We start from the raw sequence: 25,292 nt of genomic DNA, 5'->3' as shown, positions 1-25,292 counted from the left end.
CCGGAAGGCTGTGAAAACTCTCTTTTCTTTCACAGCCTCATCATCTGGCCCCGTGTCAGGCCGACAGGCTTCTGAGATCAGCTTCCTCATAGCCGATGATGCGAGCATAGTCCTTGGGCACGACGTGCCAGAACTTCGGCAGGACTTCATCCCAGTGATGCAGAAAGCCCGCCGCATAGGCACTGCCTGTCTCACGTTCATGCCGTTCCACCAGACCACGCAGCTCGTCCTTCCAGCGTTGTGCCGTCACGGGCTGGCACATGACCGTGTCGTGATTCACCCGTTTCGGGAAATCACCGTCCTGATCCAGCACATAGGCCGTACCGCCCGTAAAGCCGGCACCGAAATTGTCCCCGGCCTTGCCCAAAACAACCACCGTACCGCCGGTCATGTATTCACAGCCATTGGAGCCACAGCCCTCGACCACCGCCACGGCACCGGAATTCCGGACGGCAAAACGTTCGCCCGCCTGTCCGGCAGCAAACAAGGCACCCGCCGTGGCCCCATACAGCACCGTATTGCCAATGATGGAGTTCTTCTCCGTCGCGCAGGGTGTGGTCCGGCTGGGGCGCAGCACCAGCGTGGCCCCGGAAAGGCCCTTGCCCACATAGTCATTGGCATCACCTTCCACCTCGATGCGCAGACCCTGCACGGCGAAAGCCCCGAGGGACTGACCGGCAGAACCACGAAGGGAAAGTGTCAGATGCCCTTCCGGCAGGCTGGCCATGCCAAAGCGGCGGGTAATGAGGGAGGACAGTCTCGTCCCCACCGCACGGTGCGTGTTGCGGACAATGTAATGCAAATGCAGCTTCTCCCGCCGCTCGAACAGCGGCTGGGCATCAGCGATGATCTGCGCATCCAGCGTGTCCGGTACCTCATTACGCCCTTCCAGCGTGCAGTGACGGGCAAAACCGCCCGCATCAGCCTGCACCAGCAGTGCATTGAGGTCCAGATCATCCAGATAATCCGAGCCACGATAGACCTGATGCAGCAGATCCGTCCGCCCGATGATCTCCTCAAGGGAACGATACCCCAGACGGGCCAGAATGTTGCGGACATCCTCGGCGATCAGCGTGAAGAGGTTGATGACCTTCTCCGGCGTGCCCTCGAACTTCTTCCGCAGCTCCTCATCCTGCACGCAGACCCCGACAGGGCAGGTATTGGTATGGCACTGCCGCACCATGATGCAGCCCATCGCCACGAGAGCCGCCGTCCCAATGCCAAACTCCTCGGCTCCCAGCATGGCGGCGATCACCACATCCCGCCCGGTCTTGATGCCACCATCAACACGCAGCTTCAGCCGATGACGCAGACGGTTGAGCATCAGCACCTGATGGGTCTCACTCAGCCCCATTTCCCACGGCAGACCCGCATAATAGATGGAGGACTGGGCACTGGCCCCCGTTCCGCCGGAATGGCCGGAGATCAGGATGGCATCCGCCTTCGCCTTGGCCACACCGGCGGCAATGGTCCCGATACCTGTACGGGCCACAAGCTTCACCGTCACGGTCGCTTCCGGATTAATCTGCTTGAGATCATAGATCAGCTGAGCCAGGTCCTCGATGGAATAGATGTCATGATGCGGTGGTGGCGAGATCAGCGTGACGCCGGGCGTGGCATGACGCAGACGGGCAATCAGCTCCGTGACCTTGAAACCAGGAAGCTGCCCCCCTTCACCCGGCTTCGCCCCCTGTGCGACCTTGATCTCCAGCTCCCGGCAGTTGTTGAGGTATTCCGCCGTGACACCGAAGCGGCCGGACGCCACCTGCTTGATGGCCGAGGACGCATTGTCCCCGTTGGGCCGTGGCGTGGCACGGGCCGGGTCCTCACCCCCCTCACCGGAATCGGACTTGGCCCCGATGCGGTTCATGGCGATGGCCAGCGTCTCATGCGCTTCCGGACTCAAGGCACCGAGGGAAATGCCCGGAGCGACCAGCCTGCGGCGGATCTGGGTGATGCCTTCCACGTCATCCACATCGATGGAGCGTGCGCTGGAGCGGAAATCCAGCAGCTCACGCAGGGCGACCGGCTCCTGCGCTTCCAGAGCATCAGCGTAGCGGCGGAACAGCTTGTAGCTGTTGGCCTGCACCGCCGTCTGGAGCATATGCACCGCACTGGCCGAGAAGGAATGTGCCTCCCCGCCCGGACGGATCTTGTACCGCCCCCCGATCGGCAGCGGAGACACGTTCGCCGGCTGCCATGCCTGCTTATGTGCCTTGATGACATTCCGGGCGATACCGGGCAGGCCGATACCGGAAATACGGGAGGCCATGCCGGGGAAGAACTCCGCCACGAGCGCGCGGGAGAGGCCGATCGCCTCGAAATTATAGCCCCCGCGATAGGCCGACACGACAGAGATTCCTGCCTTGGACATGATCTTGAGCAGCCCCTTATCCACGGCCTTGCGGTACTGCTGCATGGCCTGCCGCAGGGTCATCCTGCCGAACAGCCCCCGGCGGAGACGGTCGGCAATGCTCTGCTGGGCCAGCCACGGATTGACCGTGGATGCTCCCACGCCCACCATCACGGCCAGACTGTGCACGTCCAGCACATCCGAGGCCCGGACATTCACGGAGGTGAAAGTCCGCAGGCTGTGATTGATGAGATGGACATGCACGGCCGCCACGGCCAGAACCATCGGCACGGCCACACGCTCTGCCGTGCTGTGTTCATCCGTCAGGAACAGATGGGCACAGCCACCCCGCACGGCATCTTCGGCCTTCTGGCATATCTGCGTCAGGGCCGCCCGCATCCCTTCCTCGCCATCAGCCAGCGGGAAGGTGCAGTCAATGGTCTCTCCCTGCCCGCCACACATCTCCTGAAGGCGGCCAAACTCACCACTGGTCAGGATGGGGCTGGCAAGCTGGAGAAGCTGGCACTGGCTGGCCTCCTCGGCCAGGATGTTGCCGAGATTGCCCAGCCTCGTCACCAGACTCATAGCCCGTGTCTCACGCAGACTGTCGATCGGCGGGTTGGTGACCTGACTGAAGCCCTGCCGGAAATAATGGGACAGCCCCCGATAATGGCGGGACAGCACCTGAAGCGGCGTGTCATCCCCCATTGATGCCAGAGCTTCACTGCCATTCTGCACCATCGGCTGGAGCGTGGCTTCCATGTCCTCATAGGTCAGGTTGACGGCCAGCTGACGGCGGCGCAGGGTTTCCGCATCAATCCCGTCCGGCTCATGCACCTGGGCCATCATCGGCTCGACATCGTCGATGCCGTCCCTGATCCAGCCTTCATAATCCTGCCGGTTGATCAGCATGTCCAGCACGTCATCCGGCGTGTAGAAGCGGCCTTCGGCAAGGTCCAGCGCAAGGGTCTGCCCCGGCCCGAGCCGCCCCCGCAGGGCGATGGCTTCATCCGGCACACGCACCATGCCCGTCTCGGAACCGACAATCAGCAGCCCGTCCTTCGTGATGCTGTAGCGCAGAGGGCGCAGACCGGCCCTGTCCAGCCCGGCAATGACCCAGCGGCCATCCGTCCCGCAGAGAGCCGCCGGACCATCCCACGGCTCGATGACAGCATTGCAGTAACGGTAGAACGCCTTGGCCCGGTCAGACAGGGACGAATTCGCCCCTGCCGCTGCCGGAATGAGCAGGGCCTTGGCAAAAGGCGCATTCCGTCCGGCAAAGGTCAGAAGCTCGAAAACATTGTCCAGTGCCGCCGTGTCGGACCCGGCCACCTGCACGACGGGCTTGAGGGACTCCATATGCGCATCCAGAGCCGGGCTGCTCAGCCGTGTCTCATGCGCCCGCATCCAGTTCACATTGCCGGAAAGCGTGTTGATCTCCCCGTTATGGGCAATCTTGCGGAAAGGCTGGGCAAGCTTCCATTTCGGGAAGGTGTTGGTGGAATAACGCTGGTGATAGATGGCGAAACGGGACACGAACCGTTCATCCAGCAGGTCCGGGTAAAAATCCGTCAGGTTCTCTGCCAGAAACATGCCCTTATAGATGAGGGACCGGCAGGACAGGGAACAGATATACAGCTCCACCTGTGCCCGTGTGGCTTCCTGCTCGATACGCCGCCGGATGACGTAAAGGTCACGCTCCAGCGTTTCCTCATCACGCCCCAGCGTGTTGCGGATCATGATCTGCTCGATCTCGGGACGGGTCTCATTGGCCTTCTCACCAATGCAGGCCGTATCAATCGGCACCTGACGCCAGCCATAGATACCATAGCCAAAACGCAGGATTTCCGTCTCGATGATCTGGCGGCAGCGTTCCTGCGCGGCAAGGTCCGTGCGGGGCAGGAAGACCATCCCGACAGAAATGCGCCCCTCGATCCTCAGATCGCCCGCATTATGGATGGCATCCTCGAAGAAATTCTGCGGAATTTCCACATGGATGCCCGCCCCGTCACCCGTCTTGCCATCGGCATCGACAGCCCCACGGTGCCAGATGTTGCCCAGAGCTTCGATGCCCGCCTGCACCACGGCACGGCTGGGCCGGCCATCCATCGCCGCCACAAGCCCCACACCGCAGGCATCATGCTCCTGCGCCGGGTCATATAGCCCTTCCAGCCGCTCGACATTGGCCTGATAAGCTTTCACGAAATCCCGTGCCGTTTCCGGAGCGGATGTCACGTCTGTGGTTTTTTCATTCAGGGTGGACATCAGGCGCACTCCTCGACAGATGTTGCAGACCGGGCAGCCCCGGCAGACAGATAATTCATGATGGCATCGGCAGCGTCACGCCCGTCACGGATCGCCCAGACAACCAGGCTTGCCCCCCGGACAATGTCCCCACCGGCGAACACGCCCAGCAGGCTGGTTTCATGCCCCTTCCCGGAGACATCCAGCGTGCCCCAGCGTGTTACGGCGAGGTCCGGCTGCTTCCAGAGTTCCGGCAGATTTTCCGGCTCGAAGCCCAGCGCACAGATGACCAGATCGGCCTTCAGATCACGGGTGGTGTCTGTCGGCTCCACGGCACGGCGGCCTTCCCCGTCCGCAGCACCGAGACGCATCTCCCGCAGGCGGACGGCCTTCACCTTGTCATCCCCGAGGAATGCTTCCGGCGTGACCATCCAGTCGAACCGGGCACCTTCTTCCTCGGCATTGAGAACTTCCTGACGGGAGCCGGGCATGTTGTCACGGTCACGACGATAGGCGCAGACCACATCCTCTGCGCCCTGCCGGATGGCCGTACGCACGCAGTCCATGGCCGTGTCACCACCGCCCAGCACCACGACACGCCTGCCCTTCGCTGTCAGACCCGCATCCTCGTGCCCTGTCTGGGATGCCTTGAGGTAAGGCAGGGCTTCCACCACATTGGCCAGCCCGGCACCGGGGCCTTTCACCTGTCTGGCCTGATAGACGCCCGTGGCCAGAAAAACGGCGTCATGTTCCCGGCGCAGTTCCTCCAGAGACAGGGCACCCTCACCATACCCGACAGACTGCCCCAGATGGAAAATGATCCCCTGCTCCTCCAGCAGCTTCCAGCGTCGTTCCACAACACTCTTATCCAGCTTGAAGCCCGGAATGCCATACATCAGCAGCCCGCCGGGTTTCTCCTGCCGTTCATAGACATGCACCTCATGCCCCGCAGCCCGCAGCCGTTCGGCACAGGCCAGACCTGCCGGGCCAGACCCGACAATGCCCACGCTCTGCCCCGTTTCCTCGGCAGGAAGGCGGGGCACGACCCAGCCTTCAGAAAAGGCGGTCTCGGTAATGTAGCGTTCCACGGCACCGATGGTGACGCTCTGGAAGCCCGGGCGAATAACGCAGTTTCCTTCACAGAGACGGTCCTGCGGGCAGATGCGGCCACAGATTTCAGGAAAGCTGTTGGTGCTGGAAGACAATTCATAAGCTTCCTTCAGCCGGCCTTCCGTTGTAAGGCGCAGCCATTCGGGAATGACATTCCCCAATGGGCAATGGACCGTGCAGTAGGGAATGCCACACTGGGAGCAGCGTGATGCCTGCTCCCCGGCCCGTTCCGGACTGAACCCGGCGTAAATCTCTCCAAAATCTTCCCGTCTCTCGCCCGCCGCGCGTTTGTCCGGAAGTTTCTGGAAGCAGTTTACAAACCGCAGCATCTGTTCAGCCATTACGAAATACATCCCTGAATTGCCCATGCCACACGGAGGCCCCGCCCTGCATCAGGAGCGAGACCGTAACCCCGTGGCCGGGTCGTCTTGACAGTCTTCCTGACAGATACCAGCTTGCCCACAAAAAAATAGACAGTGTTACTGACCAAATATTCCACGTGCCATTTCATTAATGCAACTGATTATCAGTAATAGTTAACAGATTAAGTCCGAAACGGACTTTTTGTGCTGATGCCAGCTGCTTCAGCTTAATTTTTCAGGAAAATGCATTTTCCCTGTTGACGGCATCACGCCCACACCGTAGAAGCGTCTTCACAGAGCCGAGGCGGCGTCTCCATCGAGACCAGCTTCCTCAGAAAGCTCTTGCCCAGATGGCGGAATTGGTAGACGCGCAGGCTTCAGGTGCCTGTGTCCGCAAGGACGTGGAAGTTCGAGTCTTCTTCTGGGCACCAAGGCTTTCCTCCCTTCACTGAAGGGATGAAGTGTCCCCCTCAGAAAATCCGGTGAAATTATGAGCACTCCGCGCAACGCCATTCATCTTCATGAGGGCGACCTCCCGGACAATCTTGAGCTGGGTTCTTCCATTGCCATTGATACTGAAACGATGGGCCTCAACCCGCACCGGGACCGGCTCTGCCTCGTGCAGATTTCTGCCGGGGATGGGCAGGCGCACCTTGTGCAATTCATTCCGGAACATCTGGGCGGGCGTGGCTACGGGCACTGCCCCAACCTCAAGGCACTCCTCCAGGACAGTTCCGTCACCAAGCTGATGCATTTCGCCCGGTTTGATGTGGCCGTCCTCCAGCACTATCTGGGCATCACGCTCAGTTCCGTCATCTGCACGAAGATTGCCGCCCGTCTTGTCTATACCTTCACGGACAAGCATGGCCTTGCCTATCTCAGCCGAGAGCTGCTGGGAATCGACATGTCCAAGCAGCAGCAGAGTTCCGACTGGGGCAGCCCGACCCTGTCGGAAGAACAGCTCCAGTATGCGGCTTCCGATGTACTTCATCTCCATAAGCTCTGGGAAAAACTGGAAGCCATGCTCATCCGTGAGGGACGGCGTGAACTCGCCCAAAGCTGCTATGATTTCCTCCCTGCCCGTGCAAAGCTGGACCTTCTGGGCTATGATGTGTCGGACATTTTCGCTCATCGTGCCTGAATAAAGCCCTTCCATGACCTCATCTCCCCTTTTGACCGCCTGCCGTACCCTCCAGACAGAACGGCGGGGGCTGGAACAGCTTGAGGACGCCCTGCGTGGCCCCATGCAGAAAGGGTTCGAGGCCGCACTGGAGGCCATCCTGACCATGAAGGGCCGTCTCATCCTGACCGGGATGGGCAAGTCCGGTCATATCGGGCGCAAGATCAATGCGACACTGGCCTCCACCGGCACGCCTTCCCTCTTCCTTCATCCCGCCGATGCCGCTCACGGAGACCTCGGCATGGTGGAGGCCGACGATGTGGTCCTCTATCTCTCCAATTCCGGTGAGACGAACGAGCTGGCCCCGGTCCTTCTGCACGCCGCCCGTCTGAACCTCACACAGATCGCCTTTACGACAAAGGCAGCATCCACGCTCGCCCAGTCCGTCCAGATCCCGCTCATCATTCCCGCAGCACCGGAGGCCTGCCCGATGGGGCTGGCTCCGACCACCTCCTGCCTGCTCCAGCTTGCCCTGGGGGACGCCCTGGCCATTGCCCTGCTGGAGCAGCGGGGCTTCAATGCCCATGATTTCGGCCTGCTGCATCCTGCGGGCACTCTGGGAGCGCAGCTGCGCCCCATCAGCAACTTCATGCATACAGGACAGGACATGCCACTGGGGCGTGAGGACATGTCCCTCCGGGCCGTCATTCTGGAAATCACCCGCAAAAGTTTCGGCTGCATCGGCATTCTGGATGATGAAGGCCGCCTCGCCGGCCTCATCAGCGACGGCGACCTTCGTCCGGCCCTGGACAGGGACCTCGACAACACCACGGCTTCGGAAATCATGAACCCCACTCCGCTAACCGGCACGGCGGAGATGCGGGCACAGGACATCCGGCAGCTCATGAATGACCGCCCCGTTCCCGTGACCAGCCTGTTCATCATTGATGAGAAGCGGCGGCCGGTCGGGATTCTCCACCTTCATGACCTTCTGCGGGCGGGCCTTTCATGAAGGCACCATCACCCAAACGGGACGATTTCGACACCGACCGTCTGGAAAAGACCCGCCAGCTGGACGCCCTGCGACAGGAAGCCATGAACAGGCGGCGGACGCCCCCTTCCGCCGCAGCCATGGCCAGACGGCGTCTGTTCATGAAGAGGGCGAAATGGGCACTCCCCGGTTTTGCCGCCTTCCTTCTGCTCTCCGTGGCAACATGGCCAGAAATCAACCATCTGATCCATCAGAACAGTGCCATTCTGGCCATCATGCGCCGTACGCATACGGATAGCGGCATGATGGAACATGCCGCCTATCGGGACATTGATTCCCACAACAGGCCCTACACCATCACGGCCCGCATCGCCCAGCAGACCGAGCATGACCGCATCGACATGATCGAGCCGGAAGCGGACATCATGCTCCACAACCATCAATGGGTCCACGCCAGGGCCGACAGCGGCATGTACCTCCAGCATGAACAAACCCTGACGCTGAATGGCCATGTCGTGATCTATCGCAGTGATGGTGTCCTGCTGAACAGCCCATCCGCCGACATCGACCTCCCCCAGCAGGTCATCGCCACGCATGACTGGGTTCACGCTGAAGGCCCGTTCGGCACGCAGGATGCGGAAGGTGCCTTCATGGACCAGCAGACCGATACGCTTCAGTTCCTTGGGGCTGGACGGACGAATCATTTTGATGATTTATCGCCATCTCCCCCTTCTCCCACGGACCTGAAAAGCCCATAAAGGAAGCATGATGCGTCTCCCTGTTTCTTTCCGCCCTCATGCTGTCCTCGCCGCTGGCAGCCTTCTGCTCGCCAGCACCCTGATGCCCTCTTCAGACGCCGTTTCCGCCGACACGGCAACGGAAGACCAGTCTCATGGGCAGGTCGTCCATCTCTTCTGGAAGAAGGAAGAAATTTACGACCATAACCGCCAGACCGTGACCCTGACGGGAGGTGCCCGTGCCCAGCGGGGCGACATGACGGTCGATGCCGATACGCTGGTCGGCTATCTGCGCCCCAGGCAGAAACCTGCCGGTGCGACCGACACGACTGACAGCAGCAGCCAGAATGGCGGCGATGACGACATGGAGCTTTACCGGGTCGAGGCGTTCGGGCACGTTCACATCTACAATCTGGAAGATCAGGGCTGGGGCGATCACGGGCTGTATGACGTCGACAAGGGCGTCCTGCTGATGACCGGCAAGGCCATGAAGTTCACCACGCCCCGCCAGCTGATGACCGCCCGTGATCTGGTGGAATATTACCCGCATACACGGGTTTCCATCGGCTGGGGTGACGCCACCGTCAATACCAATGACGGAAAACGCATCACGGCTGACATCATGCAGGCTGTTGAACTCTCCGATGCCCAGAAGGCCGCCAACAGAGCCAGACAGACAGCGGGTGCGCAGAAGTCAAAAAGCGGCAATCTGGACCGTTCCTACGGCTGGGGCCATGTGGTCATCCGGACCGAGCGTCAGACCGCCACCGGGGACCGGGGCGTCTATCTGGCCGGACCGGAGCTGGCACGTCTGATCGGCCATGTACATGTCACGCAGGGGCAGAACCAGAATAACGGGTCTCAGGCCATCGTGAACCTGAAGACGGGCGTCTCCCACATGATGTCCGGTTCCAGCAACCCGGTACAGGGGCTTATCGTTCCCAACGAGACAGGGAAATAATCATGGCAGACGACCGTCAGGCCATGCCGGGGCTGGCAGCCCGTGGCATCGGAAAAAGCTACAAGAAACGCACCGTCGTTCATGATGTATCCCTCCACGTGCAGCGTGGAGAAGCCGTTGGCCTCCTCGGGCCAAATGGTGCCGGGAAAACGACCAGCTTCTACATGATTGTCGGTCTCGTCCAGACAGACATGGGAAGCATCACGCTGGATGGTGCCGACATCACTCCCCTGCCCATGTACCGTCGGGCACGGCTGGGTGTCGGCTATCTGCCGCAGGAGGCCAGCATCTTCCGTGGCCTGAATGTCGAACAGAACATCCTTGTGGCACTGGAGGCCGTCGAGAAAGATCGGGACAAACGTCAGCACATGCTGGATGGCCTGCTGGCTGAATTCGGCATCACCCGCCTGCGTCATTCTCCTGCCCTGGCCCTGTCAGGGGGTGAGCGTCGCCGCCTCGAAATCGCCCGTGCGCTGGCAAGCCAGCCGAACTACATCCTGCTGGATGAACCGCTGGCCGGTATCGACCCGATTGCCGTCAGCGAAATCCGTGCCCTCGTGTCCCATCTGAAGGACCGTGGCATCGGCGTGCTGATTACGGACCACAATGTCCGTGAAACGCTGGAAGTCATTGACCGGGCTTATATCCTGCACAGCGGCCGTGTCCTCATGGAGGGAACGCCGGAAGCCATCGTGGCCAATGAGGACGTGCGCCGGGTCTATCTGGGAGAAAATTTCTCCCTGTAACGGGGAGACTGGAAAATACGGCCCCCCCCCCGCTTTTCTTCCCCAGTTGAGGGAGATGGTGCATGAAAAAAGTCCTGTACCGGCTGTCACTGCTCTGCCTGTACGCCACATTTATACAGTACGCCAAGTTCATAACCGACGGACTGATGCGCTGCCTTACCATCAACCAGGAATCCTCTATCGGCGCATTCAGTGCAGGGGTCCTGATCTATCTTCTGGTCATCCCCGTCGCTTTTATCAACAGGCACTATAAACAGAAAAACGGACTGTAATCTCCCTTCCGCTATCCGTCAGGGAAATCATCAGGACAGAAGCAAAGACCTATTGCAGAAAGGTCGGCACCATGTCCTGCTCGAGGATGGCGTCCACCGCACTATCCTTATCCTCGGCAATGCCGACAGGTGTCCCATCTGCGGCATGGATGGCGACCAGCGTTGCCCCCTCATGCGTGATGGTCCGGAAATAGGCGACTTCCTTCATCCCCCACTCCCGCAGCTCCGCACCCGTCATGGAGCGGGCACGCTTCTGCTCTGCCAGCTCATCACTGGCAGAGATACGGCTGTCATCATTCACGGCCAAAAGGCTCATCCTCCGTAACGGGGGAAAGATCACGGGCCAGCTCCACATCCCGGGCGGGCGGAGCGGGAGACCGCATGGCACCACCGGAGCTGCCCTGCTGGATGGCAATATGCTTCACGCGCACCTCCGGTTCAGGGCGATGAAGATCAATATGCAGCAGGCCATTATCAAGCCATGCCCCGGCAATCTCGATCCCCTCCGCCAGCACGAATGCTTTATGGAACTGCCTGGCCGCAATGCCACGATGCAGGAAGACACGCCCCTGCGTGTCGTCCGCCTGCCTACCACGGATCACGAGCTGGTTGTCCTCCTGCGTGATCTGGAGGTCATCCATGACGAACCCGGCCACGGCCAGCGTGATGCGCAGGGCCGTGCGGCTCAGCTGCTCGATATTGTAGGGCGGATACCCGTCCGATGCTGTTTTTGATGCCCGTTCAAGCATTTGTTCCAGATGATCAAACCCCAGAAACATGGGGGACGTGAAAAGGCGTCCAGATGACGACATGACGTTACGATGCCTCCTCAGGGAGCGAGACGTGAATACAGGCGGGCAACCCTCACGAGGCATTGCCGCACCGGGACATATGAGGGCCCCGCCCTTCCGATACAAGGGGATGGCATTAGCCCTCACCAGCCGCTAACATGTCTGCCATGAAAAATTTAGAGTTCCTCGACCGGCTTGATGACATTGCTCCGACATCAATCCTTGTCGCTCCCCAGCCCGTGCTGAGCCAGGTGGCCCGTGACGTCCGCCCGGAAGACATGGCCGCCATCCGCGAGGCCCTGCCGGGCATGTTCTCGGCCATGTACAAGGCCCCCGGCATCGGTCTGGCTGCCCCGCAGGTGGGGATCAGCCAGCGTTTCGTACTGGTTGATGTGGCCCGGGAAGACGAACCCCGCAACCCGATGGTCCTCATCAACCCGGAGATCATCGATTCCTCCGAGACGCTCGCGGCACGGGAGGAAGGCTGCCTCTCCCTGCCCAACCAGTATGCCGAGGTCATCCGGCCGGAATCCATCCGTGTCCGCTATCGTGACCTGGAGGGCCAGACCATCGAGCAGGACGCCTCCGACCTGCTGGCAACCTGCATCCAGCACGAAATCGACCATCTGGATGGCATCCTGTTTGTCGATCACCTCTCCTCCCTGAAACGCAACATGATCATGCGGCGTCTGGCCAAGGAACAGAAGCGGAGACGGTAAGCACCATGCGCCTCATCTTCATGGGTTCGCCGGACTTTTCCGTTCCAGCCCTTCATGGCCTGATCGATGCGGGTCATGAAGTTGTTGCCGTCTATACCCAGCCCCCTCGTCCGGCAGGCCGGGGCAAGGCCCTGCGGCGGCAGCCTGTGCATGAGGCCGCTGACGCACTCGGCATCCCCGTCCGCACGCCGGAAAAATTGCGCCATAATGAAGAAGAGCTGGCCTTCTTTCAGGAGCTTGAAGCTGATGCCGCCATCGTGGCGGCTTACGGCCTCATTCTGCCGGAAGCCATCCTGAACGCCCCACGACTGGGCTGCCTGAACATTCATGCCAGCCTGCTGCCCCGCTGGCGGGGGGCGTCTCCCATCCAGTCCGCCATTCGGGCTGGCGATGCGGAAAGTGGTGTCTGCATCATGCAGATGGACAAGGGACTGGATACGGGAGCCGTCCTGCTCTCCGAGGCCACACCCATCACGCCTGAAGACACGGCAGGCAGCCTGCATGACCGTCTGGCAGAGATCGGTGCCCGTCTGGTCGCCCGTACCCTGAAGGAACAGCCTGTTCCTGTTCCACAGGATGACTTCCGGAGCTGCTATGCCCCGAGGCTGGAACGTAAAGACGGGCAGATCGACTGGAGCCGTCCGGCTATAGAAATTGAACGTCAGGTCCGGGCCTTCATTCCGTGGCCGGGAAGTTACACCCTGCTGGAAGGCCAGACCTACCGCATCGGTGCCGTCAGCCTGCCTGATACGACCGAGACTACCGCCCTGATGGCGGAGGCTCCCGCTCCGGGCACAGTTCTGGATGACAGGCTGACCATTGCCTGCGGAACGGGCTGCCTGCGGATTGACCGCATCCAGAAACCGGGACGGGCCATGATGGACCGGGAAGCCTTCCTCCGTGGCACGAAGCTGACCAGAGGGATGCGCCTTGACTGACGCTGCCCCGCCCGGCATCAGCCGCTGGGCCATCCGCATCGAGTTTGACGGGCGGCCTTTTGTCGGCTGGCAACGCCAGAAGAGTGGCCTTTCCGTCCAGCAGCTCATTGAAGAAGCGGCCGAGCATCTCACGCAGGGACGCAAGGTCAGCAGCGTGACGGCAGGGCGGACTGATTCAGGCGTCCATGCTGCGGGGCTGGTGGCCCATCTGGATTTTCCAGAGGATGCCCCTCTCAGCCGCAAGGCCGTGCGGGATGCCATCGGCTACCATCTGAAGCCCCATCCCATTTCCATTCTGGAGGCTGCCCCGGCTCCCGAGGGCTGGAATGCCCGCTTCTCCGCCACATGGCGACGGTACCGCTATACCATCCTCAACCGTCCGGCCCGTCCGGCCATGCAGGAAGGCTTTGTCTGGCATCTCCGTGCCCCACTGGATATTGAGGCCATGCAGGAAGGAGCCAACCACCTGCTGGGCGGGCATGACTTCACCTCCTTCCGGGCGGCGGCCTGTCAAGCCCGTGATGCCCTGCGCACGCTGGATGAACTCACCATCACACGCTCTGGTGAATGTGTGCATATGGATGTACAGGCCCGGTCCTTCCTGCATCATCAGGTCCGCAACATGGTCGGGACGCTGGCCCTGGTCGGGCATCACCAATGGCACCCCGACCAGGTGAAAGAAGCACTGGATGCCCGTGACCGCTGCAAGGCTGGCCCCACGGCTCCCCCTGACGGATTGTGCCTGATGGATGTCGGCTACCCGGATGATCCTTTCCGGCCATAAACTCTGCTGATTTTCATATGATCCGGACTGATTTCGGGTTCATGCTTCTGTCTCTCCAGAATGCACCCCCGGCCAGACGGTTCACGACATCGGGTGGCAGTATGAGAGGATGCTTCTGAGGCTCCACCTTCTGGGCAATTTCATGCAGCCCCGGCGTTTCCAGAGCCTTGTCGTACGCCGTAGGAGGCGTGTAACGGACATTGTCCATGTCATAAGTGGCAGCAGGAACGTTCAGTTCCTTTTCCAGAAGACGCATGACGGACAGGGGCTGTGTCACCAGGCTGTCATAATCAACCAGTACCAGCTTGGACGAAAACTGTCCGAAAAACGCCTCCTGCAAGGCCTGATACGCAAAACCGAAAGCCCCCGCAGGAGACAGCAGATAATTCACCCGCTGATGAAGCGTGGCCCGATGCTCCACAGGCACGAGATAGGATGAAAGCGTCGGGTCCCTGCCAATGATGCGTTCAAAGGAGTTGATCACCCAGACAGGGTCACGCACACAACAGATCACTTTTGCATCAGGGTAGAGATAATCCAGAAGCTGGAGCTTGCTGCACCAGGCTCGGTTATTGTCAATGACCAGATTCGGCCTCGATGGCATGTCATGATAAGTATCCATTGTCTTCTTGAGAAGATTCATGACCTTTTCATCGCTAAATTCAGTTTTATATTCACCTTCTGAAATAACAGAAAGCATCTTTGTCATGAGAGAACAGACAGGCGTTGAATATTCTGCACAGTAAATGTCAGGATGCTGCCCTAATAGAACACTAAGAAGGGTACTTCCTGAGCGGGGAAGACCGGATATAAAGTGAACATGACGAGACATTACGTACTTCCCGGCCCTGTTTTTATGTTTCAATTTGTATTGCATGAGTATGTGTCATTATTGCCACTATCAACTTCAAAAATGTATAAAAATTTATTTATTGTGTCACAGACCCCCTTCCAGCCCGGATAAGGCCCTTTCCCTGACGACAGAGCGGTAAAAACATCCTAAACTTTCCCCTCCAGACATGAGGCCACGGACGCTGCCGGACACCATTCACGGGCAGTGCTGTCTCCTGAAGGGAGGGACGTTTTTTGACTGACACGCTGATTGACGGTGCCATTACCATTCTGGGTGATCTGCTGCTGGACCAGTACATCACCGGGGACGTTACCCGCATCTCGCCGGAAGCCCCCGTCCCTGTCCTGCTGAGCAGCCATCAGCGTTCCACACCCGGCGGGGCTGCGAATGTGGCCGTGAATGTCGCCGCTCTCGGTCATCCGGTCCATCTGATCGGCGTGGTGGGTGCCGATCAGGCCGCCGATACACTCCGGCAGGCCCTCTCCAGCTGGAAGGACATCAGGCTGGACGGTCTGGTGGAAGATGCAGGCTGGACAACCATCACGAAGACCCGGGTTCTCAGCGGACGGCAGCAGATCGTCCGGCTGGATAATGAGAAACTTGTCCCCTTCTCCCATGCCACCGAAGAGGCCCTCATTGCGTCCACCGTGAACGCACTGGACAGAAGCCACATTCTCATCTGTTCCGATTATGCCAAGGGTGTCCTGTCTGACCGGGTGCTGAAAACCGTCATTGAAGCCGCCCGTGCCCGGAACATTCCCGTGCTGGTGGACCCCAAACGGGCCGATCTTTCCGCCTATCGGGGGGCCAGCCTTCTGACCCCCAACCGGCAGGAACTCGGTAAGGCCCTTGCCGCAGCCAGCATCGCCCATCCCACAGGCTCCACATGGGCACTCCATGATGATGCCGAGGTGGAGCAGGCCTGCGCCGCCATCGCCCCCCTTACCGGAAGCGACATCCTCCTCACCCGCTCCGAAAAAGGCATGACCCTCTGGCAAAAGGATACAGCCCCTCTGCACTGTCAGGCGCATCCTTCAGAAGTCTATGACGTTTCCGGGGCTGGCGATACCGTCATTGCCACGATCGCCTGTGCACTGGCCAGTGATCGCTCCCTTACCGGCGCTGTAACCATGGCCACCACGGCGGCCGCCATTGCCGTCAGCAAGCTAGGAACGGCCTTCGTCACCCGTGACGAGCTGCATCAGAAACTTCTGGAAGAAATTGCCGATAACGGAGCCTGCCTTCCCCTGACCGATGCCTGCACCATCGTGGAAAACTGGAAAAGGCACGGAGCTTCCGTCGTACTGACAAATGGCTGTTTTGACCTGCTCCATCCCGGCCATGTCTCGCTCATCCAGTTTGCCGCCAGCCAGGGGGACAAGCTGATCGTGGCCCTGAACACCGATGCCTCCATCAGACGGCTGAAAGGCCCCCGCCGCCCTCTCCAGACCGAGCAGGCCCGTGCCACCGTCATCCGTGCCCTGCGCCATGTCGATCTGGTCGTCCTCTTTGATGAAGACACGCCACTGGATGTCATCGCCGCCCTGAAGCCGGACGTTCTCGTCAAGGGAGCAGACTATAAGGAAGATGAGGTCGTTGGTGGCGACATCGTCAGGAAACATGGTGGACGGGTCTGCCTCGCCCCGCTTCTGAACGGCCATTCCACCAGCCGCATCGTCCAGATCATGGATGACACCAACCCGGCAAAGGACACACGATCATGACACATATTTCTGCATGGCGGGACTGGCTGCTCCACAAAGGCCTTCCCCTCTGGTCTCAGGCCGGTTTCGACGGGGATGCCGGACTCTATCATGAGCGTCTGACCTTTGAAGCCACGCCCATCACCCTGCCGCACCGCCGCCTGATGGTACAGGCCCGACAGATTGCCACGTACTGTCAGGCCGCCCTGAATGGCCATTACAGTGCCGGAGACCAGGCCCTGATGGTGCTGGACCGGGTTACACGGCTCTACCACCGGGCGGACAGTGCTCCCGGCTGGGTCTTCGCCCTTGGTCCGGACCAGACGCCGTCCGACACGAAACGGGACCTGTACGGTCATGCCTTCATTCTCTTTGCGCATGGATGGGCCTACCGTCTGTCTGGTGATCCAGCACTGCTGCACAGGGCGGAGGAAAGCCTTGCCGAAATTGATGCCATCTTCCCTTCCACACATGGCGGCTACCGAGATGCCATCCCTGCTACATCAGACCGGCACTCCCAGAACCCGCACATGCATCTGCTGGAAGCCTGCCTGACACTGTCTGAAGTCTCTGGCAGGGAAGTGTTCCTTGACCATGCCGAGGCCATTCTTGCCCTGGCCCTGCACTCCTTCATCCCGGCTGGAACGGATGCCCTGCTGGAGTTCTTCACACCGGACTGGAAGCCGGAACAGCCCACAGGACTGAACCGTGTCGAACCCGGCCACCAGGCCGAATGGTGCTGGCTGTTGGGAGACTATCTCCGCCTCGCCCCTGACGGCAGACATGCCGCTGCGGCCCGGAAAGCACAGCAGGGCCTCTATGCCCGCCTTCAGCAGACGGTCCCCGGCCCCCTCCTGCCTGATGCCCTGCTGGATGATGGCTCAGTACTGGAAGCCTCCACCCGCATCTGGCCCCAGACTGAAATGATGCGCCTGCTTGCCCAGCACGCCCCGGCCGATGCCCGGACCCGGCACGAACGGCTTGCCCGGATGAGCCAGCTCTTCTTCACCCGTTATGCCCCGGCCTCGCTCAATGGCGGCTGGATCGACCGGCTGGATGAGCAGGGGAAAAGTGCCACGGACCACATGCCCGCCAGCAGCCTCTATCACATCTACAGTGCCGGGCAGGTCCTTCTGAAGGACGCTTCATAAGGCGTCCCATCGTTACACAGAGAAGCGGCCATCCCCGGCAAGGTCCCGGCGGCTGCGCTCCAGCTCCACGGCGTAACAGCGCAGCGTGTGCCGTTCGCTCAGCTGCCCGACAAGCTGCCGGGACTGACGATCTTCCACAACCGCCAGCACGTCGGCTTCCGCCTCGGCGAACAGGTCAGCCGCTTCCCGAATGGTCATCTGCGGCTCCAGCATGACATCCCGGTAGCAGGCCAGAATGGAAACCGGTTTTTCACTCGCCGGAGCCGCCGTAATCTCGGACACCAGAACAATTCCCTGATAGCGGCCTTCCTCATCCACCAGCACGAGACGTTCCTCAATACCCAGCGTCAGCTGTGCCTGCGCCTGCCGGATGGTCATGATGGCCGGGAAACTGCGGACCTGCGCCCGCATCAGCTTCAGCACGGTCAGGGCACGAAGACGGCCAACATCCACGGCGGACCTGATCGTCTCACCACGCAGATGAAAACGCCATGTCGCAAAATTATAGCCAAACAGCCGCCGGACCGTCAGCAGAGACAGAACAGCCGCCAGAACCACCGCACTGCTGACTGCCATATTGCCCGTCATCTCCAGCACCAGACAGATCATGGTCATGGGGCCGCCGATGATGGCCGTTGCCATGGCGGCCATGCCCAGCACCGCACATATCTGCCCATCCGCCGGGGCCAGCCCGTGATGCGCCAGCAGATCACCAAAACCTTCCCCTGCCAGCACGCCCAGAAACAGCGAGGCAAAGAACAGCCCGCCCCGGAATCCCGACCCAATGGACAGGCAGGCCGCCACGGCCTTGAGCAGCAAAAGCAGCAGAGTCAGAGAGGGCAGGACCTTCCCTGCCAGCACCAGCCCGACCCCGCCATGTCCTGCTGACAGGACGGACGGATAAGATGCTGCCAGACAGGCTACGGGCAGCCCGCCCAGAACAGGCCGTAACCAGACAGGGACTGGCAGTTTCTGGAACACTGACTGTGTCTGCGTCACACAATACATGATGACGATGGCCGTAAGCGCACACAGAATTGCCAGCAGACTGACACCGGGTACGGCTCCCCAGCCCATATGCCAGCCCGTCATCAGGGGAGGCACACCGCCCTCCATGCACATGAGGTGCCGCACGCCCAGACCCGCCATGGCCGCCAGCGCAATGGGAAACAAATTGACGAGGCTGTATGTCCCCAGCACGATCTCGAACGCATAGAAAGCTCCCGCAATGGGAGCATCAAACCCCGCACTGACGGCCCCGGCCGCTCCCGCCCCCACAAGAATGCGCAGCTCTTCCCGCCGGACACGGAACAGACGCCCCAGCCACGACCCGAATGCTGCGGATATCTGCACATAACCGGCCTCCAGCCCGATGGACGCCCCCACACCGTTGGACAGGACCGTCTGTACCGCAAGGCTGATACTGTCCCGAACGGACATGCGCCCCCCATGCAGGGCATTGGCCTCCACCGGGTCTACCGGGCGGCGCACCATCCGCCGGCGCAGGACTGCACCCACCAGACCCACGACCAGCCCCCCAAACCCCAGAACCAGCAGACACCGCCAGAGAGGCAGTGCCGACAGTTCCGACAGGCGTCCCCCATTATGCAGGCCATACAGGACGACATGCATCCCGAGTGTGACCGTATTGATCAGCAGGACGCAGCCGCCAGCGATGCCCCCCGTCACCAGAGCCAGAAGAAACAGCCCGAATCCATCCCGCCGCACGAACGCCCGCAATATGGCAGGTGCAAGCGGCATCGTGCGTGATGGCCCGGTCTGTCTGGGCATGAAGGATGACCTCCTCTGGTCCGATGAAACTCATAAACCGTGAATGCTGTCCCCATAGCAAAAAACCCGCCTCATCCGGGCGGGTTTTTCCAACAAACTGGTTTTTCCAGTCTCGTTCAGACGCCAAAACGCTGCATGAACTCCAGATAAACCTGTGTCAGCTGTTCCACGGAGGCCAGGGAAACATGCTCATCACGCTTGTGCATGGTGGCCCCCACAAGCCCGAACTCCGCCACGGGGCAGCAATGGGTGATGAAACGAGCATCGGACGTGCCCCCGCCCGTATCAAGCTTCGGCTTCCGGCCCGTCACTGTCTGCACGGCCTGGGACAGCTGCTCCACCTCGGTGCCCGGTTCTGTCAGGAAGGATTCCCCACTGACAGCCACTTCCATCGTGGCGTCCGGTGCATGACAGGAAACGACATCTTCAATCCAGTTGCGCAGACTCTCGCTAGTATGAAGATCATTGAAACGGATATTCACCCGTGCCTGCGCCATTGCCGGAATCACGTTGGTCGCCGGGTTGCCAACATCCACGCTCGTGATCTGCAGGGATGATGGCGCAAACCAGTCGCTCCCCTGATCCAGAGTACGGGATGTCAGATCATGCAGGATCGGCACCAGACGATGGATAGGGTTATCCGCCAGATGGGGATAAGCCACATGCCCCTGCACCCCCTTGACAGTAATCACCACATTCATGCTGCCACGGCGGCCGATCTTGATGACATCACCCATCTCGGCCGGATTGGTCGGCTCGCCCAGCAGGCAGAAATCCGGGGCCTCGCCCTGCTCTTTCATCCATTCCAGCACGGACCTCGTGCCGTAATGGGCTGGCCCTTCCTCATCACCTGTAATGAGGAAGGACAAACTGCCTTTCAGCGGTCCAGCTTCCAGCCTGCGGGCCACGGCGGCCAGAGCGGCAGCGACACCGCCCTTCATGTCCGCCGTGCCACGCCCATAAATATGCCCGTCCCGGATGTCACCGGCGAACGGGTCGCAGCTCCAGCCCTCACCGGGGGGAACGACATCCGTATGCCCTGCAAAACAGAGACAGGGTTTCCCCGTCCCCAGCCGGGCATAGAGATTGGGCGTCTGTTCCCCCTCCGGACCGAAGGCAAGGCGTGTAACCTCAAAGCCCATCATTTCCAGCGCATGAGCCACGACGCTCAAGGCCCCGTCATCCGCTGGTGTTACGGAACGGCACCGCAGAAGGTCCTGCAACAGGGCAACAGGATCGGAGGGAAATGAGGGGTTGGTCATGAGGTCACTCAGTCACGCAGCAACTCATTGATGGAGGTCTTGGAGCGTGTGCGCTCATCAACACGCTTCACGATCACGGCACAGGCCAGAGCCGGTCCACCCGGTGTGTTCGGCGGGAGGGTGCCGGGGACGACCACGGAATAGGCCGGAACACGCCCCATATGGATTTCACCCGTCGTGCGGTCCACGATCTTGGTGGAAGCCCCAAGGAAAACACCCATAGACAGAACGGAACCACGCTCCACAACCACGCCCTCGGCCACCTCGGAGCGGGCACCGATGAAGCAGTCATCCCCGATGATGACAGGAGCGGCCTGAAGCGGCTCCAGCACGCCACCAATCCCGGCACCACCGCTAATATGGCAGTTCCTGCCGACCTGGGCGCAGGAGCCAACCGTAGCCCATGTATCAATCATGGTACCACTTTCAACACGGGCACCCAGATTGACAAAGCTCGGCATCAGCACGACACCCGGTGCTATGTACGCGGAACGGCGGACGACAGCCCCCGGAACGGCCCGGAACCCGGCCTTGTCGAACTCTTCCTTGCCCCAGCCAGCGAATTTCAGCGGGACCTTGTCAAAACCCGGTGCCCCACCGCAGGCATTGGTCATCGGCTCGGAATCATACAGACGGAAGGACATCAGAACGGCCTTCTTCAGCCATTCATGCACGACACGGCCATCGTCCTTCTGCTCGGCAACACGGAACGTGCCGTCATCCAGCCCGGCAAGAGCGGCTTCCACAACATCACGGGCCTGCCCCTGTGTCTGTGAAGACAGGCTGGCACGGTCTTCCCAAAGGGTTTCAATCTGCCTGCGAAGCTCTGCGTGATCCATAAAACGCTCCTTGATTACTTAAACCACAATCCGGGCAGGCGAACCTGCCCTAACAACTCAGTCCGCCTTGATGAGCGTACCCTGCCCTGTCCTGGTGAAAAGCTCCAGCAGGCAAGTATGCGGCACACGGCCATCCAGAATGACGGCAGCCTTGGCACCAGCCTGCACGGCCTTGAGGCAGGTTTCCACCTTGGGAATCATGCCGCCGGTGATGTGCCCTTCCCGGATAAGGCGACGGGCTTCCTCTGCCGTCAGTTCCTCGATGCGCTGGCCGTTCTCATCTAGCACGCCGGGAACATCCGTCAGCATCAGCAGGCGGGAGGCCCGCACGGCACCGGCCACGGCACCCGCGGCGGTATCGGCATTGATGTTATAGATCTCACCCTCTTCCCCGGCACCCAGCGGGGCCACGACCGGAATCAGACCAGCACCCAAAAGCGCATACAGCACACGGGGGTCCACACGCTCCGGCTTGCCGACAAAGCCGAGATCAACCGCCTCGCTCTCATTTTCATCCGTCCGGTGATAATGGACGAGACGGCGTGCCTGGATCAGACGCCCGTCACGACCGGAAATCCCCACGGCCAAGGCACCGGCATGGCTGATGAGGTCCGCCACCTGCTTGTTCACCGTACCGGACAGGACCATCTCGATCACGTCGATCATCTCACGATCCGTGACACGGAGACCATCAATGAAGCGGGATTCGACACCCAGACGCTTCATCATGCTGTTGATCTGCGGGCCGCCGCCATGCACCACGATCGGATTGATGCCGACCAGCTTGAGCAGGGCAATATCCCGGCCAAAGGTTGCCGCAAGGTTATTCTCGACCATCGCATGGCCACCATACTTCACCACGATGGTGTCACCTGCATAACGACGCAGGTAAGGCAGGGCACCAGCGAGAACCGCAGCCTGCTGCTGGTCACTCAGGCTGTCAGGAGCCAGAAAGTCTTCTGGAAGAGGCATGGAAGGAGACTTGGAAGAGGACATGGATCATTCAGCTTCAGAGAAAAACTTTTCAGGGCCGTTCACCGGCAGGCCCGGCGAAGCGGGCCATTATGCCACGCAGCTCGGCCACACCCAATGAGGTCGTGCTGCTTGTCGCCACAATGTGAGGGAAGGCCGCCGCATGGGTCTTTGCCAAGGCCTCCACCTCTTTCTGCCGTGCCGCCAGAGCGGAAACCGACAGGGCATCACATTTTGTCAGTGCAATCTGGAACACCACAGCCGCCTTGTCCAGCAGGTCACAGACTTCCCTGTCAGAAGCCTTGAGACCGACCCGGCCATCAATCAGCAGGATCACACGGGCCAGATTGGGACGCCCCCGCAGATAGGCGAACATTGTCCGCTGCCAGTCTTCTTTCACGGCTTTGGACGCCTTGGCAAAGCCGTAACCCGGCATGTCCACGAGGGACAGCCTGCCACCCAGATTGAAGAAATTGAGCTGCTTGGTCCGCCCCGGTTCGGAAGATGCACGGGCCAGAGCCTTCCGGCCCGTCAGCGCATTGATGAGGCTGGACTTGCCCACATTGGACCGCCCCGCAAACGCCACCTCCGCCCGGTCTGGCGGGGGCAGCTGTTCAATCGTCTGCGCACCGAAAAAGAAGTCACAGGGACCGGCGAAAAGCCTGCGTCCCTCTTCCAGCTCTTCCTCACTGGGCAGGACTGTCTGCATCTGCTGCATCACGGCCCTTTCTTCTTTGCAGCACCGCCCTTGCGGGGAGCCTTGCCCTTACGGCCAATCAGGGGCACGGGCAGGCTGGTCCGGCGTTCGATGTAATGCTGCTGGAGGAAGGTCAGCACGTTGTTCCACGTATAATAGACCAGCAGACCGGCCGGGAAACTGGACATCACGAAGACATACACGATGGGCATGAACTGCATGATGCGGGCCTGTGCCGGGTCCATGCTGACCATGCTGTGCTTCTGGAGCAGCCAGAAGGTGATGCCCAGTGCAGCCCCCCAGATGCTGAGATGCAGGAAGGAGAAAATGTGCGTGGGATCAAACGGCAGCAGCCCGAACAGATTGAACAGGTTGGTCGGGTCCGGAACGGAAAGGTCCTTGATCCAGCCGAAGAAGGGGGCATGACGCTCGTCAATGCTGAGATTGAGCATCTTGTACAGGCAGAAGAAGATCGGGGCCTGGATCAGCATGGGCAGACAGCCCCCTGCCGGGTTGATCTTTTCTTCCTTATAGAGGGCCATGACCTTCTGGTTCATGACCATCGGATCGCTTTTGTACTTTTCCCGAATCTCCGTCACCTTCGGAGCAATCATCCGCATACGGGCGGCGGACTGAGCTGCCTTGGAGGCCAGCGGGAAAAGGACGATCTTGACGATCAGCGTCATGGCCATCAGCCCGAGGCCGAAATTGCCGATATGCGCATAAAGCCAGTGCAGCAGGAACAGGATCGGCTTCGTCAGGAAGCTGAACCAGCCAAAATCGATGCTGTCATCAAACCGGGGAAGCCCCAGCTTGCGGCCATAATAGCGCAGCAGGCCCGGTTCCTTGGCACCGGCGAACAGATGGCTGCCCTGCCCCAGACGGGCACCATCCTGAACAACCTGCGGCTCCTGCGACGTGAAGGTCACACGGTAGGACCCATTCCCTTCCGGTACATAGCTGTAACGGATGCGGACATTGGAGGACGCATCAGCACCAACGGCTGTCAGCCAGTACTTGTCCGCAATGCCGCCCCAGCCGCCCTTGCCACTGTCAGTCCATGAGACATGGTCCGGCCCGTTGCCATCCGTCCGCAGGGACTTGTACCCCTTGTCGGCCAGCTTGCCATTCATGACAGCAATCGGCCCCTCATAGGCCGTGAAAGACCCGGTATCCTCCGGCAGATAATCACGCTGCACGCGCTGGAACGGATAGACGGAAACAGGCTGGCCGGAATGGTTTTCCACTTCCTGCTGCACGGTCACCATATAATGATGATCCTGTGCCAGATGGATGATGAAGCGCACACCCGCCCCGTTATCCCAGTGCAGCGTGACCGGTGTCTCAGGTGTCAGGCTGGTCTGCCCGTCATCCACCTGCCAGAGGGAATGCTCATTAGGCAGACGGGTCGTGAAACCGGCCGCATTCTCCCAGCCAAGCACCAGATAATTCGGCCGGCTGCTGCCTGCCCTGTCCAGAAGACGGACCAAAGGACTGTCCTTGGCGATGGTCTCCCGGTAGCGGGTCAGCTCCAGATCATCCAGCCGTGCCCCCCGCAGATTGAACGACCCCTGAACATCAGATGACGACACCTTCAGCCGATGCTCTTCATGATCATCCACATCATCGCCCGGAGCGGCAGACGCAGCTGCGACCGCCGGAGCGGACTGCGTGGCCATAGCCGATGCAGGACTCTGTGCTTCCACCGGCTTGTGCTTCTCCGGAAGCAGAAAGAAATTGAAGACAATCAGGATCAGGGCCGACAGGGCGACGGCCAGAATAATACGTTTGCTACTTTCCATCGGGCAGGAGCCGCTCTCTCATTATGCTGGAAGGGTAGATTGCCTCTTCAGTGGCGTAAAATCGTCCCCAAAACAATAGCCACTGCATTTTTTT

General features: G+C 60.4%; 22 protein-coding genes and 1 tRNA gene. 12 read left to right on the top strand and 11 right to left on the bottom strand.

Translation table 11 applies throughout. The features are described 5' to 3' along the window. Nucleotides 1-55 precede the first annotated feature (55 nt). Nucleotides 56-4,618 (bottom strand): glutamate synthase large subunit, encoded by a 4,563-nt coding sequence (gene gltB, locus NQF87_RS00820; protein WP_266126533.1) that lies wholly within the window; start codon nucleotides 4,616-4,618, stop codon nucleotides 56-58. Next, entirely contained in the window at nucleotides 4,618-6,048 is a 1,431-nt protein-coding gene (locus NQF87_RS00815; RefSeq protein WP_266126532.1) for an NAD(P)-dependent oxidoreductase, read from the bottom strand. Before NQF87_RS00815 ends, gltB begins: the two co-directional genes overlap by 1 nt. Before the next feature lie 365 nt (nucleotides 6,049-6,413). Here NQF87_RS00815 and NQF87_RS00810 point away from each other — a divergent pair. The 7 genes from NQF87_RS00810 (at nucleotide 6,414) to NQF87_RS00780 (ending at nucleotide 10,896) form a co-directional block, all read left to right on the top strand. After that, a tRNA-Leu gene (locus tag NQF87_RS00810) sits at nucleotides 6,414-6,500 on the top strand. A 59-nt stretch (nucleotides 6,501-6,559) separates the two neighbouring features. Continuing rightward, the gene (locus NQF87_RS00805; protein WP_266126531.1) at nucleotides 6,560-7,210 is read left to right on the top strand and encodes a ribonuclease D; all 651 of its coding nucleotides are present in this window, start codon (nucleotides 6,560-6,562) and stop codon (nucleotides 7,208-7,210) included. A gap of 13 nt (nucleotides 7,211-7,223) precedes the next feature. Beyond that, entirely contained in the window at nucleotides 7,224-8,201 is a 978-nt protein-coding gene (locus NQF87_RS00800) for a KpsF/GutQ family sugar-phosphate isomerase (RefSeq protein ID WP_266126530.1), read from the top strand. Beyond that, nucleotides 8,198-8,938: an LPS export ABC transporter periplasmic protein LptC gene (gene lptC, locus NQF87_RS00795; RefSeq protein ID WP_266126529.1), complete on the top strand. Its 741-nt coding sequence runs from the start codon at nucleotides 8,198-8,200 to the stop codon at nucleotides 8,936-8,938. Before NQF87_RS00800 ends, lptC begins: the two co-directional genes overlap by 4 nt. A 7-nt stretch (nucleotides 8,939-8,945) precedes the next feature. Beyond that, nucleotides 8,946-9,878 carry an LptA/OstA family protein gene (locus NQF87_RS00790; RefSeq protein WP_266126528.1) on the top strand — a complete coding sequence of 311 codons (933 nt, stop codon included), beginning with the start codon at nucleotides 8,946-8,948 and terminating at the stop codon, nucleotides 9,876-9,878. A gap of 2 nt (nucleotides 9,879-9,880) precedes the next feature. After that, the gene (lptB, locus tag NQF87_RS00785; RefSeq protein WP_266126527.1) at nucleotides 9,881-10,624 is read left to right on the top strand and encodes an LPS export ABC transporter ATP-binding protein; all 744 of its coding nucleotides are present in this window, start codon (nucleotides 9,881-9,883) and stop codon (nucleotides 10,622-10,624) included. A 62-nt stretch (nucleotides 10,625-10,686) separates the two neighbouring features. Further along, a complete protein-coding gene (locus NQF87_RS00780; RefSeq protein ID WP_266126526.1) occupies nucleotides 10,687-10,896 on the top strand; it encodes a hypothetical protein in 210 nt (69 codons plus the stop codon). Nucleotides 10,897-10,945: 49 nt separating this feature from the next. On the opposite strand, the gene NQF87_RS00775 is transcribed toward NQF87_RS00780, so the two are convergent. Then, nucleotides 10,946-11,197, bottom strand: a complete 252-nt coding sequence (locus tag NQF87_RS00775) for a DUF1150 family protein (protein ID WP_266126525.1) — start codon at nucleotides 11,195-11,197, stop codon at nucleotides 10,946-10,948. Next, nucleotides 11,190-11,708, bottom strand: coding sequence for an Hsp20 family protein (locus tag NQF87_RS00770; protein WP_266126524.1), 519 nt, complete (start codon nucleotides 11,706-11,708; stop codon nucleotides 11,190-11,192). Before NQF87_RS00770 ends, NQF87_RS00775 begins: the two co-directional genes overlap by 8 nt. A gap of 146 nt (nucleotides 11,709-11,854) precedes the next feature. Between NQF87_RS00770 and def the strand changes: the two genes are divergently transcribed. The 3 genes from def to truA are packed head-to-tail and all read left to right on the top strand — an operon-like array spanning nucleotide 11,855 to nucleotide 14,128. Further along, a complete protein-coding gene (gene def / locus NQF87_RS00765) occupies nucleotides 11,855-12,406 on the top strand; it encodes a peptide deformylase (protein ID WP_266126523.1) in 552 nt (183 codons plus the stop codon). Between the two features lie 5 nt (nucleotides 12,407-12,411). Next, entirely contained in the window at nucleotides 12,412-13,344 is a 933-nt protein-coding gene (fmt, locus tag NQF87_RS00760) for a methionyl-tRNA formyltransferase (protein ID WP_266126522.1), read from the top strand. Next, nucleotides 13,337-14,128, top strand: a complete 792-nt coding sequence (truA, locus tag NQF87_RS00755) for a tRNA pseudouridine(38-40) synthase TruA (RefSeq protein ID WP_266126521.1) — start codon at nucleotides 13,337-13,339, stop codon at nucleotides 14,126-14,128. Before fmt ends, truA begins: the two co-directional genes overlap by 8 nt. Nucleotides 14,129-14,141: 13 nt before the next feature. Here truA and NQF87_RS00750 read toward each other — a convergent pair whose 3' ends face one another. Continuing rightward, complete coding sequence (locus NQF87_RS00750) at nucleotides 14,142-14,960, bottom strand: sulfotransferase family protein (protein WP_266126520.1); 819 nt, start codon at nucleotides 14,958-14,960, stop codon at nucleotides 14,142-14,144. Between the two features lie 254 nt (nucleotides 14,961-15,214). Here NQF87_RS00750 and rfaE2 point away from each other — a divergent pair, with 254 nt between their 5' ends. Beyond that, complete coding sequence (gene rfaE2, locus NQF87_RS00745; protein WP_266126519.1) at nucleotides 15,215-16,705, top strand: D-glycero-beta-D-manno-heptose 1-phosphate adenylyltransferase; 1,491 nt, start codon at nucleotides 15,215-15,217, stop codon at nucleotides 16,703-16,705. Beyond that, the gene (locus NQF87_RS00740) at nucleotides 16,702-17,835 is read left to right on the top strand and encodes an AGE family epimerase/isomerase (protein ID WP_266126518.1); all 1,134 of its coding nucleotides are present in this window, start codon (nucleotides 16,702-16,704) and stop codon (nucleotides 17,833-17,835) included. Before rfaE2 ends, NQF87_RS00740 begins: the two co-directional genes overlap by 4 nt. A gap of 12 nt (nucleotides 17,836-17,847) precedes the next feature. On the opposite strand, the gene NQF87_RS00735 is transcribed toward NQF87_RS00740, so the two are convergent. The 6 genes from NQF87_RS00735 to yidC form a co-directional block, all read right to left on the bottom strand. After that, a complete protein-coding gene (locus NQF87_RS00735) occupies nucleotides 17,848-19,626 on the bottom strand; it encodes a chloride channel protein (RefSeq protein ID WP_266126517.1) in 1,779 nt (592 codons plus the stop codon). A 116-nt stretch (nucleotides 19,627-19,742) separates the two neighbouring features. Further along, entirely contained in the window at nucleotides 19,743-20,888 is a 1,146-nt protein-coding gene (dapE, locus tag NQF87_RS00730) for a succinyl-diaminopimelate desuccinylase (protein ID WP_266126516.1), read from the bottom strand. 8 nt (nucleotides 20,889-20,896) lie between these two features. Beyond that, nucleotides 20,897-21,727: a 2,3,4,5-tetrahydropyridine-2,6-dicarboxylate N-succinyltransferase gene (dapD, locus tag NQF87_RS00725; protein ID WP_266126515.1), complete on the bottom strand. Its 831-nt coding sequence runs from the start codon at nucleotides 21,725-21,727 to the stop codon at nucleotides 20,897-20,899. A 57-nt stretch (nucleotides 21,728-21,784) separates the two neighbouring features. Beyond that, complete coding sequence (gene argB / locus NQF87_RS00720) at nucleotides 21,785-22,699, bottom strand: acetylglutamate kinase (RefSeq protein WP_266126514.1); 915 nt, start codon at nucleotides 22,697-22,699, stop codon at nucleotides 21,785-21,787. A 52-nt stretch (nucleotides 22,700-22,751) separates the two neighbouring features. After that, nucleotides 22,752-23,417, bottom strand: a complete 666-nt coding sequence (gene yihA / locus NQF87_RS00715) for a ribosome biogenesis GTP-binding protein YihA/YsxC (protein WP_407651984.1) — start codon at nucleotides 23,415-23,417, stop codon at nucleotides 22,752-22,754. Then, on the bottom strand, nucleotides 23,417-25,198 hold the full coding sequence (gene yidC, locus NQF87_RS00710; protein ID WP_266126513.1) for a membrane protein insertase YidC: 1,782 nt from the start codon (nucleotides 25,196-25,198) through the stop codon (nucleotides 23,417-23,419). Before yidC ends, yihA begins: the two co-directional genes overlap by 1 nt. Nucleotides 25,199-25,292: the final 94 nt, after the last annotated feature.

Origin of the sequence: Bombella dulcis (assembly GCF_026385505.1) — a bacterium.
In the GTDB taxonomy this organism is placed as follows: domain Bacteria; phylum Pseudomonadota; class Alphaproteobacteria; order Acetobacterales; family Acetobacteraceae; genus Bombella; species Bombella dulcis.
The sequence above is the reverse complement of the archived record's forward strand: the minus strand, read 5'-3'. Positions and strand labels throughout refer to the sequence as shown.